We start from the raw sequence: 12,943 nt of genomic DNA on the forward strand, positions 1-12,943 counted from the left end.
GTCGGTACGACGGGGCAGCCCGGCGCGCACCGGACGTGAGGATGCGTCGGCGGGGCCGCGCCGACGCACCGGTGCGGGCGTGGTTACGCCGTCGCACCGGAGTCGCGCCGACGGCCGGCCAGCACGCCGTAGGCGACGCCCGCCGCACCGACGACGATGCCGACGATGCCGAGGACCCGGGCGGTGGTGTCGCTGCCGTCGCCCGAACCGGAGTCGGCGGCGGTGTTCTGGGCGGCGGCCTCGGTGTCGTCCCCGGACTCCGCGCCCGACGCGCCGTGGGCGTCGCCCTCGGCGGCCGCCAGCTCCAGCACGGGTGCCGGGGTCTCGGGCTCCTCCTGACCCTCCTGCTGCACCTCGATCCAGCGCACGACCTCCTTGTTGGAGTACGTCTGGACGGCCTTGAAGACCAGCTGGTCGGCGTCTTCGGGCAGCGCGCCGAGGGAGACCGGGAACTTCTGGAAGTAGCCGGGCTCGATGCCCTTGCCGTCGGCGGTCCAGGTCACTTTGGAGACGGCCTCGGTGATCTTCTGGCCGTGCGACTCCAGCGGCTTGTCCAGCTTGGACTTGGTGACCTCGGCCTTCCAGCCCGGGACCGGCTCGGGCATCACGGACGACAGCGGGTGGTCGGTGGGGAAGTTGACCTCCAGCTTGGTGGTGGAGGCGTTGTCGCGTTCGTTGGGGACCTTGAAGTCGACGACCGCGTAGCCGCCCTTGGCGGCCGTTCCCTCCGGCTGCACGCTGACGTGCGCGAACGCGGGGGCGGACAGGGCGAGGACGGCGATGCCGGAGACGGCGCCGGCGGCGGCGATACGGGAAGCCTTCATGGATGGGCACTCCGCTTCGGGTGGGCGTCGCACCGGTACGGGCCCGGTGACGACGACGGTGGAGGTGACAGGAGGGGCAGCGCGCGCACGCGCGCGTGCCGCACGACGGCGGGTCCCGCAGCCTCCGCATCCGGTCGGGGCCGGCCGGCACTCTGGAACGAGGTCGGGCCGGCGGTCCGGAACGGGGTGGTGGTCGCGTCGTGTCAGGCGGCGAGGGCGAACGCGTCGCTCGGCGGGCCGCGCCTGATCACCGTGTGCTGGAGTGCCGCGGTGCACGGTACGCGCGGCGCCGGGCGGGCGGCCCGCGGCGGGCGCGGACCCGTGCCGGGGGCGCCGGCGAGCCCGGCGTGCAGGGCGCGCACCAGGGAGAGCGCCGCGCGCAGAGCCCGTACGAAGGCCGCCTCGGCCATCGTGTGGGCCGAGTGCGCCGACAGTTCCACGAGCCGGGCCAGGGCCAGGTCCCCGCGCCGCAGCAGCCATCCGGCGGCGAGGGCCGCGAGGACGTGGCCGAGCAGCATCGGCAGGGACGGCAGCAGCGGAACCGAGGCGCCGAGGGCGTCGGCGGGATGGTGCGCGGCACCGGAGGAGGCGTCCGGCGCGATCCGCGCGTCGTCGAGGATCCGCTGGGCCTGGGCCGGGCTGATCGCCGCCGCGGTGGTCCCGCAGACCAGCCGGGCGGCCTGCTGGACGAGCGAGGCGTCGGACAGGGTGCCCGCACCGCCGGTGGACGCCGCGGCCGAACCGGACGCCGCGGCCGCGGTGGTGCCGTGCTGGCCGAGACCGAACAGGGCGTGCAGCGCGGTCTGCCCGGCGGTGAGCAGCAGCGCGATGCCGGGCAGGGAGCGCCGGCGCCCGGCGAGGGGTGCGGCGACCACGACTGCCGCGACGAAGCCCGCGCCCAGCGACCACAGCGGAACGGTGGCGCAGGAGGCGAGTGTGTGCCCCGCCGCGGCCAGCACGACGCAGACCGCGGCGAACACCGCGGCCCGCAGGATCCGGAGGTCGTTCCCGGAGCGCGCCGTTGGCGGGTGGGGGGCAGTCATGGCGGCCTCATCATCGCACTGACGTCCCCCACGCCGTACGGCAGGTCCGCAAGATGCCGTACGTCCGCAAGCAGGCGCCTGCGACCGCAAGAGACCCCGTACATCCGAGAAGCAGGCGGAAGATCACGCTCTGATACGAAGCATCCCCCGCAGCCGCGAGGCGTCGGTACACCCGTGAGGCGTCCGCACACGCGTGGGACGGCTCCGCATACACCGGTCGGCGGCAGGGGGACATCCGCCAGATGAGCGGCGTCACCGGCCGAGTGGGCTTACGCCCCGGTGTGAGGGGCAATACGTATCGGTATGTCGAGCCGCGGCCGGGAGGCTGGAGCATGAGCATCTGGTGGTCACTCCATTTGCGGCGCGAGGCTGCGAGCGTGCCCCTGGCCCGCCGCCTGCTGATCGGCACCATGGAGACCGCGGGCGTCGACCCAGACGTCTCCTTCGACCTCTCCGTCGCCCTCAGCGAGGCCTGCGCCAACGCCGTCGAGCACGGCGGGGACGATGCTCCGGGCGGCTCCGCGCAGGCCTACCGCGTCACGGCCTACCTCGACGGCGAACGGTGCCGTATCGAGGTCGCCGACTCGGGGCCCGGCTTCTCCTCCGGACCGGCGGGCGCGGGCGTACGGATTCCCGCGGCACCGGCCGACGCGGAGAGCGGACGCGGCCTGTGCATCATCCGCGAACTCGCCGACCACGTCCACATCGGGAGCGCCCCGGGCCGCTCCGGGTCCGTGGTCAGCTTCGACAAGCTCCTCAAGTGGCGTGAGGGCACACCGCTGATGGCGGTGTAGCGGTCCGGCGGCACGACGACGGCCGGGCACCTGTGAAGGTGCCCGGCCGCCGTGTTCCCGTCGGTGTTCGGTCCGTCAGCCCTTCAGCGCGGCCATCCACTCCTCGACCTCGTCCGACCGGCGCGGCAGCCCGGCGGACAGGTTCCGGTTGCCGTCGGCGGTGACGAGGATGTCGTCCTCGATGCGCACGCCGACGCCCCGGTACTCCTCGGGCACCGTCAGGTCGTCGGCCTGGAAGTACAGGCCCGGCTCGACGGTCAGCACCATGCCGGGCTCCAGCGTGCCGTCCACGTACGACTCCACGCGGGCGGAGGCGCAGTCGTGGACGTCCAGGCCGAGCATGTGACCGGTGCCGTGCAGCGTCCAGCGGCGCTGCAGGCCCAGCTCGAGGACCCGCTCGACCGGGCCCTCGACCAGGCCCCACTCGACGAGTCGCTCGGCCAGCACCCGCTGCGCCGCGTCGTGGAAGTCGCGGTACTTGCCGCCCGGCTTGACCGCCGCGATGCCGGCCTCCTGGGCGTCGTACACCGCGTCGTAGATCTTCTTCTGCAGTGCGGTGTACGTGCCGTTGACCGGCAGCGTGCGCGTGACGTCCGCCGTGTAGTACGTGTGCGTCTCCACGCCCGCGTCGAGGAGCAGCAGGTCGCCGGAGCGGACGGGGCCGTCGTTGCGGACCCAGTGCAGGGTGCAGGCGTGCGGTCCGGCGGCGCAGATGGAGCCGTAGCCGACGTCGTTGCCCTCCACGCGCGCGCGGAGGAAGAAGGTGCCCTCGATGTAGCGCTCGCTGGTCGCCTCCGCCTTGTCGAGGACCTTCACGACGTCCTCGAAGCCGCGCACGGTGGAGTCGACGGCCTTTTGCAGCTCGCCGATCTCGAACTCGTCCTTGACCAGGCGGGCCTCGGACAGGAAGACGCGCAGCTCGTCGTCGCGCTCGGCGGTGACCTTGTCGGTCAGGGCCGCCTCGATGCCGGCGTCGTAGCTGCGCACGACGCGCACCGGGCCGGTGGCCTCGCGCAGGGAGCCGGCCAGCTCGCGGACGTCGGAGGCGGGGATGCCGTAGAGCTTTCCTGCCTCGGTGAGGGAGTGGCGGCGGCCGACCCACAGCTCGCCCTGGCCGTTCAGCCAGAACTCGCCGTTCTCGCGGTCCGAGCGCGGCAGGAGGTAGATCGTCGCGGTGTGGCCGTCGCCCTTGGGCTCCAGGACCAGGACGCCGTCCTCGGTCTGGTTGCCGGTCAGGTACGTGTACTCCACCGAGGCGCGGAAGGGGTACTCCGTGTCGTTGGAGCGGGTCTTGAGGTTGCCCGCGGGGATCACCAGGCGCTCGCCCGGGAAGCGGGCGGACAGCGCGGCGCGGCGCGCGGCGGTCTCGGCGGCCTGGGCGATCGGCTCCAGGTCGTACAGCTCCGTGTCGGCCCAGCCGGACTTCATGCTCTCGGCCAGCTCGTCGGACACGCCCGGGTACAGGCCGTTCTTGCGCTGCTTGCCCGGCTCCTCGGCCTCGGTCTCCGGGTTCTCCGGGTTCTCCGGGGTGAGCTCCTCCGCCACGGTCATCCTCCTCGATACGGCACTGGACCACCCCCCATCGTACGGACGTGCGGAAGGGGGCCCAGGGGCGAAGGGCCTGTTACACAGGGGTGCCACCGTCCGCTGTCCGGGGTGTACGGCGTGTCAGTGTCCGCTATGCGAACCTGACCGCCAGCAGCGCCACGTCCTCCGCGGAGTCCGCGTCGGCCTTCCCGCCCGGCAGCACCGTGCGCAGGACGTGCTCGGCGACGGCGTCCGGATCATGGCGGGCGGCCCGGGGGACACCGGCCGCCGCCGCGTGCAGCCGCGCGAAGGCGCGGTCGGCCGGATCGCCGGTGCGGTGCAGCAGCCCGTCGGTGTAGAGCAGAACCGTCTCTCCGGGCTCGGCCTGCAGCTCCACGCTGGGCGCCTCCCAGCAGGCCAGCATGCCGAGCGGTGCGGAGACGGAGGTCTCGACGAACTCCGTGCGCCGCTCTCCGACCAGCAGCGGCGGGCTGTGCCCGGCACCGGCCAGGGTGATCCGGCGCAGCGCGGGCTCGCAGTAGCCGAACAGGGCGGTGGCCGAACGGGCGGGCTCGGTGAGGCGCAGCAGCAGTTCGAGGTCGGACAGGACGGCGACCGGGTCCTCGCCCTCCATCACGGCGTACGCCCGCAGTGAGGCGCGCAGCCGGCCCATCGCGGCGACGGCACTGGGGCCCGACCCGGTGACGGACCCGACGGCGAGACCGAGCGCGGCGTCCGGGAGCGGCAGCGCGTCGTACCAGTCGCCGCCGCCGAGCGGCCCGGTGCGGTGCCGGGCGGCGAGCTGGACGCCGGGCACCCGGGGCAGACGGAGGGGCAGCAGTTCCCCGGCCATCGTCGCCATGGCGGTGCGGGTGCGCTCCACTTCCAGGAGGCGGGCCAGGTGCTGCGCAGCATACCGGGTGTAGAGGCCGGCGAGGTGGCGCGGCCGGGCGCCCGGTTCGGCGGGTTCGTCGTAGAACCAGACGGCGGCGCCGAGCCGTCGGGGGCCTGCCGCGGACACTCCCGCGCCCCCGGCGGACGCTGCGGTGCCCGTGATGGACGGCCCGGTGCCCGCGGTGGAGGCCGCGGTGCCTTCGACGGAAAGGGGGAGCGCGTAGCTGGCGGCGTAGCCGAGGCGGGCGGCGACCTCGCGGTGGCGGGGGTCGAGGCTCTTGTCGGCGAGCAGGTCGGGCTCGGCGACGCCGTCCTCGCCGACCGGCAGCCCGTCCAGGATCCGGCCGTGGGACAGGCAGCCGCGGGGCACGGTCTCCAGGTGGCCGAGATCGGCGCGGCCCAGTCCGAGGCCGACGGTGGTGTCGGGACCCATTCCGTCGGCCGGTTCCAGGACGACGAGACCGCGCCGGGCGCCCACCAGGGCGGCTCCGGCGCGCAGTACTTCGTCGAGGCCTTCGGACAGGGTGTCCGTACGGACCAGGCGCTCGGTCAGTTCGTGCAGGGTCGTGAGGTCCGAGACCCATCCGGCCAGCCGGTCCTGGAGCAGGGCGCCGGGGGCGTCCGGGCCGACTGCGGCGGACGGGGCGGCCGCGCCGGTGACCGGGGAGGCGTCCGGGGCGGCGGACGCGACAGTGTGTGCGGGAGACGGAACCGTTGAATCGATTCCAGCCACTTTCGCGGGGTGCGGGGCGTTCATGGCATCCGGCTTTCCGACCGGCGCTTACTGCTCAAAAGCATCGCAAACCCCCATGTCATTCTGCGCCGCTGGCAGTGTCTCCACATGTACACGCACTCGTAAGGAGATGTCCAGCATTGTCCTGCCGGGTTTCCTGGTGTCTGCGGGGAGTGAGTGGACTCCTTCCCGCCCTCTTGCCGAAAAGCGAAATTGGCTTGAAACTTCCCCAGAGGACGCCCTGTTGCGGTCGACTGGGGGTGCTTCACGGAGCGTCACAGCGGTCGTGATGGGTACGTACCCGGAGAAGGCCAGGGGTGGTTGGGGGCCACCTGGAACCTGGCGAAGGACCCGGGCGTCCTATCCACCGACGACCGTGCCCCATCCTCCCGTGGCGGAGGCCGACAGAAATACGCGGGACGGCAAACGCCAGACTTCGCCACCCCCGCGCCACGCCCATGCTTTTGACAGACGCAGCGTGGACGGAACCGTCACGGACGCAGTCAGTGCTCGACCCACAGGGGCCCATGGGCTCATGGGGGCCCACAGTGGTTCCCCGCCCTCGGCGGAGGCGTTCCTCGCAGGAACGTGTTCCGGCGGACCCCCGTGGCAGGGATGTGATGCGCCACCAGCTACGCACAGCGAATGCTCGACACATGGTGTGAGTGACCACGGTGTTGCCAGGCGTGCAACGGAAAGGAACGAGCGCTCATGCGCGAGATCCTCGGAAGGCGACGCAGGCTCTTGTCCCAGCACGACGACGGGCGGCCTGAGCTGATCGGCGCGGCCCTGACCTACGCGACGCAATGGCAGTGGCCCCTTCTCCCGGGTGCGGCGCCGGACCCGGAGGCACGGTCGGGCTGCGGCTGCCCCGACCCCGAGTGCACGGTGGCGGGGGCGCACCCCTTCGACCCCGGTCTCCTCGCGGCCACCACCGACGCCCGCATGGTGCGCTGGTGGTGGACCAACCGGCCCGCCGCGCCGATCGTCCTGGCCACCGGCGGCAGCGCCCCGTGCGCCGTCTCGCTGCCCGCCCTCCCGGCCGCCCATGCCCTGGCCGCGCTCGACCGGGCCGGCCTCCGCCTCGGTCCGGTGGTCGCCTCGCCAACCCGCTGGTCGCTGCTCGTGCGGCCGTACTCCATGGAGCAGCTCGGCGAACTGCTCTACGCCAAGGACTTCGTCCCCGGCTCCCTGCGCTTCCACGGCGAGGGCGGCTACCTGGCACTGCCCCCCTCCGAGACCGGTGCCGGCGCCGTCCGCTGGGAACGGGCGCCGCTGCCCGGCTCCGCCTCGCCCTGGGTGCCCGATGTGGAGGCCGTCGTGGACGCGGTGGTCGACGCGCTCACTCGTACGGGTGTGAGCGCGCCCGAGTTCTAGGGGCGTCCGGCGCGCGGGGGAGTCCGTGCCCGTTCGTCGTCGTTATCGTCCGCCCCATGCCGCTTCATGCAGGGGAGCACCGTGCCGTCGGGCTGCACCGCGCCGGGCCGGACCGTCGGCGGATGCGCCTGTGCGGGCTCGTCGGCGTGGTGGTGTGCGCAGTCGTACTGCCGTTCGCGGTGGCATCGGCGGGGCCTCCGGGTGACGGCGGGCAGGACGTCCCCGCCGATGCCGCCCCGCTCCTCGCGCAGGACGGCGACGGCAAGGCGCCCGGAGAAGCAGCCCGCACCCCGGCCGGGGTGCTGCCGCCCGCCCGCTCCCCGCTGCCGCCCGGACCGGCCACGGCTGTGCGCTGCGGTCCCGAACTGACCTCGCCCGGGGGCGTCGAGGCGCAGACCTGCGTCCTGGTCCAGGGCACGCAGACCTGGGCGCGGACCTATTACCGCAACGCCACCGGAGCCCCGCTCGCATCCGTGCTGAGCCTCATCGGCTCCGACGGGCACAGTCTGCGGACGCGCTGTGCGGTGAGCGCCGAGGACGCGCCGGGCACCTGCGAGACACCGCGGGAGCGCGCCCGGGGTGGGTTCGCCGGGTACACGGCGGTCGCGGAGTTCGCGAGGCGGGCCGGGTACGGACCGCTGCTCCTGCGAGCCGGCAGCAACGGGACCACGGGGTCGGCCGGTGCCGCCGGGGACACCGAAGACGCCGGAGGCAGCGGTGACGCCGGCAGGAACGGCGGAGGCGGCAGTGACACCGACGGCAACTCATCCGCGCAAGGGGCGAGTTGACCGGCGACTACGGTGCGTGTGCGGCCGTACGCATGGAAAGACCCGGTTGCTGGCGACGGGGGATGCACCAGCAACCGGGCTACTCGAACGGTAACAAGAGATCGGCGGTTAGCAAATTCGATCTCTTCGTTTCCGGTCACCGACTGGCTTGTCCGCGCCGGGAGTTGTGACCGGTGTCACCGGTCCCTATCCGGACCCCCGGGCGGCGGACGAACCGCCCGGGGAATCGGCCGGGGCGGCGCGTCAGCTGAGGGTGACCTGCCGGTTGGTCAGGCCACCGCGTGCACGGCGCTCGTCGTGGGTGAGCGGTGCGTCCGTGGACAGGGCCTCGGCGAGGCGCTCGGCGAACTCGGCGGCCGGCTTCTCGACGTCCTGCGCGGTCGTCTCGCTCGGCAGGTCCCACACCGGCACCGTGAGCCCGTGAGCGCGGAAGGAACCGACCAGGCGGGTGCCCTCGCCGAGGGAGGAACCGCCCGCGGCGTGCAGCCGGGCAAGGGCGTCCAGAAGCCGCTCCTCCTCGTGCGGCATGACCCAGCGCAGGTGGTTCTTCTCCGGCGTCTCGCACCAGTACGCGGCGTCCACGCTGCTCAGCCGGACGGTCGGGATGGCCGCGGCGTTGGCCCGCTCCAGGGAGGCGGTCACGTCCGGCGTGGCGTTCTCCGGGTCCGGCACCCAGAACTCGAAGCCCGGGTGCACCTCTGGCTCGAAAGCTGCGCCGGGAGCGAGCAGGTCCTGCAGCCGCGGCCCCCCGGCCGGGGCACGGCGCCCCTGGACTGGCGTGCCCGGCTCGGCGGTCAGCGCCCGCTGAAGGGTGTCGGCGAGGTCGCGGCTGATGTCGCCCGACGCCGTGTCGTTCTGCAGGCCGAGGAGGACCGAGCCGTCGTCGCGGCGCAGCGCCGGCCACGCCATCGGCAGCACCGTGGCCAGCGTGACGGAGGGGACGCCCTCGGGCAGCCCGTCGCGCAGCGTCAGCTCGGCCGTGGCCGCCGGCACGAGCTCCCGCAGCGCCACCCAGTCGCACTCGCCGGCCAGCTCCTCGAAGGGGCGGTGCACCAGCTCGGTCGTGGCCTGCGCGGCGGCCCGGCCGTGGCAGGCCTTGTACCGGCGGCCGCTGCCGCAGGGGCAGGGCTCGCGGGCACCGACGACCGGGACCTCGGCATCGTCGAGCTGAGGCCGCTTGGCCTTGGTCTGGGGTCGCTTCTTGGCCATCGTGGGTGTCTCCCGGTTACGGCTCTACTCGTACGGCGCGAGCCTAGTCGTTCCGGCACCTGCCGACGGGGCCCTGTGGACAACGGGCTTCGGGAGCGGGGCCGCCTGTGGAGAACGGGCCGGGACGCTCGGGCAGACCGGCGGGCCCCGCAGACCGGCGGGCCCCGCAGACCGGCGGGCCCCGCAGACCGGCGGGCCCCTCCCCCTCCGGAGACTCAGCCCAACTCGTCGAAGGCGTCCGCGAAGTCCAGGCCGGGAATCTCCGACACCGCCGGTGCCGAGATCCTGGTGGCGAAGTCGTCGCGCCGGTGCCCGGCGTCCGGATCGTGCACGTCGTCGTGGACGACGACCCAGACCGTGACCTCGCCGCGTGCGTCGTCCCGTACGCCCCAGTCGTCGGCGAGCGCCGTGATGATGTTCAGCCCGCGGCCGCCGTGCGCGGTGACCGAGGGCTTCGCCGGAGCCGGGCGGGTCGGGCCGCCACCGTCCGTGACCTCCACCACCAGCCGGCCGCCCGCCTCCACCTGCCACGCGGCGCGCACGTCGCCGTCGCCGGCGAGCGCGTCACCGAGTGGTCGGCCGTGCTTGCAGGCATTGCTCAAAAGTTCGGAAAGGACCAGAACAGCGTCGTCGATGACCGATTCCGCTACACCGCCTCTGCGCAACTGATCACGCATGCGGTGTCTTGCTTTCCCCACGCCCGCAGGGCCATGGGGAACGGCCATGCTTGACGACGCGGGCGCTTCCTGTGCCACCACCAACGCCACCCCCGAGACCTCCTTCGCCCCACGCCACGGTGTGGATGCCCTCCCGGCCTGAGCCGGAAACCGGCCCGTCCCCGCCCAGTGACGCATTCGACACGACCGATCACGCAACGAACGCGCCGGAGCACTCCCCGTAATCACATGGCTGGATCACGTCGGTGTGACCGGTGCCGGAGAAGGTGGTGAACGGCCGCCGGGCCGAGGTCGGGAACGCGTCAGCGGCCCAGGTGGTCCAAGTGATCCAGGACCGAGCGCGGCCGGTTGGTGATGATGGCGTCGACGCCCAGGCCGGCGCAGAGCTCCACGTCGGCGGTCTCGTTCACCGTCCATACGTGCACCTGGCGGCCGGACCGCTTCAGGCGTTCCACGTAGGCGGGGTGGTTGCGCACGATCCGGATGGAGGGGCCCGCGATCCCGACACCGGCGGGCAGCCGGCCGTCGCGCAGCCTGGGGGAGGCGAACTGCATCAGATAGACGGTCGGCAGCGTCGGTGACGCGGCGCGCACCCGGTGCAGGGACCGGGCCGAGAAGCTCATCACCCGGACCGGGGAATCCTCGGCCGAGGCCGGGGCGTCCAGCCCGAACCGCTTCAGGAGCAGCAGCAACCGCTCCTCGACCTGCCCGGCCCAGCGCGTCGGATGCTTGGTCTCGATGGCCAGCTCGACCCGTCGTCCCGCGTCGGACACGAGCTGGAGCAGTCGCTCCAGGGTCAGGACGGAGGTCTCCTCCCGGTCCTCGGGCCGGTGCTCCCAGTCGGGTTGCTCGTCGCGCGTGCGCCAGAACTCGCGGGTCCGGCGGGTGCCGAAGTCGAGTGCGGCCAGGTCGGCGAGCTCCAGGGCGGACACCGCGCCCCGGCCGTTCGACGTACGGTTGACGCGCCAGTCGTGCACGCAGACCAGGTGCCCGTCGGCGGTCAGGCGCACGTCGCACTCGAGGGCGTCCGCTCCGTCCTCGATCGCTTTCCGGTACGCGGCCAGTGTGTGCTCGGGTGCCTCCTCGGAGGCTCCGCGGTGGGCGACGACCTGAATACGGGGCTGTCGTGCGTGGGTCACCGCGTCATGGTGCCACCGCCGGTGGGTAGACGTGCCATCGGCGGAATCGGCAGTGCGTCCGTTTAGTCTGGGATAACCCATATAAAGGACGGTCGGAGACCCACAGCAACCGCTTATGGTGCTCTGACGGCTCGTGGGAAAAGCTGAAGGCATACAAGAACACCGGCACGTCCGCATCGCGCCGGACCGTGGAGCGGCGCGCGAGTGCCGCTGAGCGCGACCGGAGTGACCGAAAACAGCCGTGGAACGAGGAGAGAAGCTGTGAGCACCGAGAACGAGGGCACCGCGGTACCCCCGGCCCCGTCCGCACCCCCCGTGCCGGTGGATGCTCCCGCTTCCTCCGCCCCGCACCAGGCACCCGCGGCCCCGACGGCTCCGCCCGCCGAGGCCCCGACCGCGCAACTGCCCCCCACGCCGCACCAGGCGAGCACCTCCTCACAGGGCCACCAGCCGCCTGACCCCTCCTGGCCCCCGCCCCCGCCGCCGGCCGGCACCCCTTCCTACGGCGGCGGCGACGGCATGGGCGGCGGCTTCGGCGAGGGCCCGGGAGGCGGCTCCGGGGACGGCTGGGGAGCCGCCTACCAGCCGCCCGCTCCGAAGTCGGGCCGCGGCCGGGGCGGTCTGGTCGCCGGAATCCTGATCGCCGCGCTCGTCGCGGGCGGTCTGGGCGGCGGGCTCGGTTACACCCTGGCCAAGAACAACGACGACTCCGGTTCCACGACGGTCTCGGCCTCCGACAGCGGCGGCTCCCTCAAGCGCGACGCGGGCACCGTGGCCGGGGTGGCCCAGAAGGCACTGCCCAGCACGGTCACCATCCAGGCGGAGGGGAGCAACGGCGAGGGCGGCACGGGCACCGGCTTCGTCTTCGACAAGCAGGGCCACATCGTCACCAACAACCACGTGGTGGCCGAGGCGGTCGACGGCGGCAAGCTCAGCGCTACCTTCCCCGACGGCAAGAAGTACGACGCGAAGGTGGTCGGCCACGCCCAGGGGTACGACGTGGCGGTCATCAAGCTGGAGAACGCCCCCTCGGACCTGAACCCCCTCCCGCTCGGCGACTCCGACAAGGTCGCCGTGGGCGACTCGACGATCGCCATCGGCGCTCCCTTCGGCCTGTCCGACACGGTGACCACCGGCATCATCAGCGCCAAGAACCGCCCCGTGGCCTCCAGCGACGGCAGCGCGGACAGCAAGGCGTCGTACATGAGCGCCCTGCAGACCGACGCGTCGATCAACCCGGGCAACTCCGGCGGCCCGCTCCTCGACGCGCAGGGCAACGTCATCGGGATCAACTCCGCGATCCAGTCCTCGAGCAACGGCAGCTTCGGCACCGGCCAGGCCGGCTCCATCGGCCTGGGCTTCGCCATCCCGGTCAACCAGGCCGAGTTCGTCGCCAAGCAGCTGATCAAGACGGGCAAGCCGGTCTACGCGAAGATCGGCGCCTCCGTCTCCCTGGAGGAGACGACGAACGGCGCCAAGCTCACCGAACAGGGCGTGGGCGGCTCCGAGCCCGTCGAACCGGGCGGCCCCGCCGCCGACGCGGGCCTCAAGCCCGGCGACGTCATCACCAAGCTGGACGACCGGGTCATCGACAGCGGCCCGACCCTGATCGGCGAGATCTGGACGCACGCGCCCGGTGACAAGGTCACGATCACCTACGAGCGCAGCGGCAAGCAGCACACCGCCGAACTCACCCTCGGCTCCAAGCTCGGCGACGACTGACCCCGCACTCGCATCACCCCTCCGCCGTGGCTTATGCGCAATGGCCGGGGTTAAGCTGCTTCGGCAAGCGTTCCCCCTTCGGCCGATGCACCGAACTGAGGTTACGGCGTTGCGTATTGGCCCGGCGCCCGTACGTGTGCGTGACGACTCTTGAACGTGGTCGGGCCGTCACGGTGAGGCCAGGAAGTGTCATATGCATGCATTATCCGGACGTGG

11 protein-coding genes are annotated in these 12,943 nt (G+C 72.8%); 4 read left to right on the forward strand and 7 right to left on the reverse strand.

Annotated features, from left to right (window positions below):
- Positions 1-83: 83 nt before the first annotated feature.
- The gene (locus IG94_RS0116985) at positions 84-824 is read right to left on the reverse strand and encodes a YcnI family copper-binding membrane protein (RefSeq protein ID WP_031036770.1); all 741 of its coding nucleotides are present in this window, start codon (positions 822-824) and stop codon (positions 84-86) included.
- A 203-nt stretch (positions 825-1,027) separates the two neighbouring features.
- Positions 1,028-1,867, reverse strand: coding sequence for a hypothetical protein (locus IG94_RS0116990; protein ID WP_031036772.1), 840 nt, complete (start codon positions 1,865-1,867; stop codon positions 1,028-1,030).
- 332 nt (positions 1,868-2,199) lie between these two features.
- Here IG94_RS0116990 and IG94_RS0116995 point away from each other — a divergent pair, with 332 nt between their 5' ends.
- Complete coding sequence (locus IG94_RS0116995) at positions 2,200-2,661, forward strand: ATP-binding protein (protein WP_031036774.1); 462 nt, start codon at positions 2,200-2,202, stop codon at positions 2,659-2,661.
- 75 nt (positions 2,662-2,736) lie between these two features.
- On the opposite strand, the gene IG94_RS0117000 is transcribed toward IG94_RS0116995, so the two are convergent.
- Complete coding sequence (locus IG94_RS0117000; protein WP_043483858.1) at positions 2,737-4,206, reverse strand: aminopeptidase P family protein; 1,470 nt, start codon at positions 4,204-4,206, stop codon at positions 2,737-2,739.
- A gap of 133 nt (positions 4,207-4,339) precedes the next feature.
- Positions 4,340-5,839, reverse strand: a complete 1,500-nt coding sequence (locus tag IG94_RS0117005) for a PP2C family protein-serine/threonine phosphatase (protein ID WP_031036780.1) — start codon at positions 5,837-5,839, stop codon at positions 4,340-4,342.
- Positions 5,840-6,526: 687 nt separating this feature from the next.
- On the opposite strand from IG94_RS0117005, the gene IG94_RS0117010 reads away from it, so the two are divergent.
- Positions 6,527-7,192: a bifunctional DNA primase/polymerase gene (locus IG94_RS0117010; protein WP_031036783.1), complete on the forward strand. Its 666-nt coding sequence runs from the start codon at positions 6,527-6,529 to the stop codon at positions 7,190-7,192.
- 56 nt (positions 7,193-7,248) lie between these two features.
- Entirely contained in the window at positions 7,249-7,980 is a 732-nt protein-coding gene (locus IG94_RS38660; RefSeq protein WP_308043525.1) for a hypothetical protein, read from the forward strand.
- A gap of 243 nt (positions 7,981-8,223) precedes the next feature.
- Here IG94_RS38660 and IG94_RS0117020 read toward each other — a convergent pair whose 3' ends face one another.
- The 3 genes from IG94_RS0117020 to IG94_RS0117030 form a co-directional block, all read right to left on the reverse strand.
- Positions 8,224-9,189: a DUF5926 family protein gene (locus IG94_RS0117020; protein ID WP_031036791.1), complete on the reverse strand. Its 966-nt coding sequence runs from the start codon at positions 9,187-9,189 to the stop codon at positions 8,224-8,226.
- Between the two features lie 215 nt (positions 9,190-9,404).
- Positions 9,405-10,043 (reverse strand): ATP-binding protein, encoded by a 639-nt coding sequence (locus IG94_RS38665; protein ID WP_037763604.1) that lies wholly within the window; start codon positions 10,041-10,043, stop codon positions 9,405-9,407.
- Between the two features lie 125 nt (positions 10,044-10,168).
- The gene (locus IG94_RS0117030) at positions 10,169-11,005 is read right to left on the reverse strand and encodes a glycerophosphodiester phosphodiesterase (RefSeq protein WP_031036799.1); all 837 of its coding nucleotides are present in this window, start codon (positions 11,003-11,005) and stop codon (positions 10,169-10,171) included.
- 261 nt (positions 11,006-11,266) lie between these two features.
- Here IG94_RS0117030 and IG94_RS0117035 point away from each other — a divergent pair, with 261 nt between their 5' ends.
- Entirely contained in the window at positions 11,267-12,727 is a 1,461-nt protein-coding gene (locus IG94_RS0117035; RefSeq protein WP_031036801.1) for a S1C family serine protease, read from the forward strand.
- Positions 12,728-12,943 lie beyond the last annotated feature (216 nt).

It is taken from the genome of Streptomyces olivaceus, assembly GCF_000721235.1.
Taxonomy (GTDB): Bacteria; Actinomycetota; Actinomycetes; order Streptomycetales; family Streptomycetaceae; genus Streptomyces; species Streptomyces olivaceus.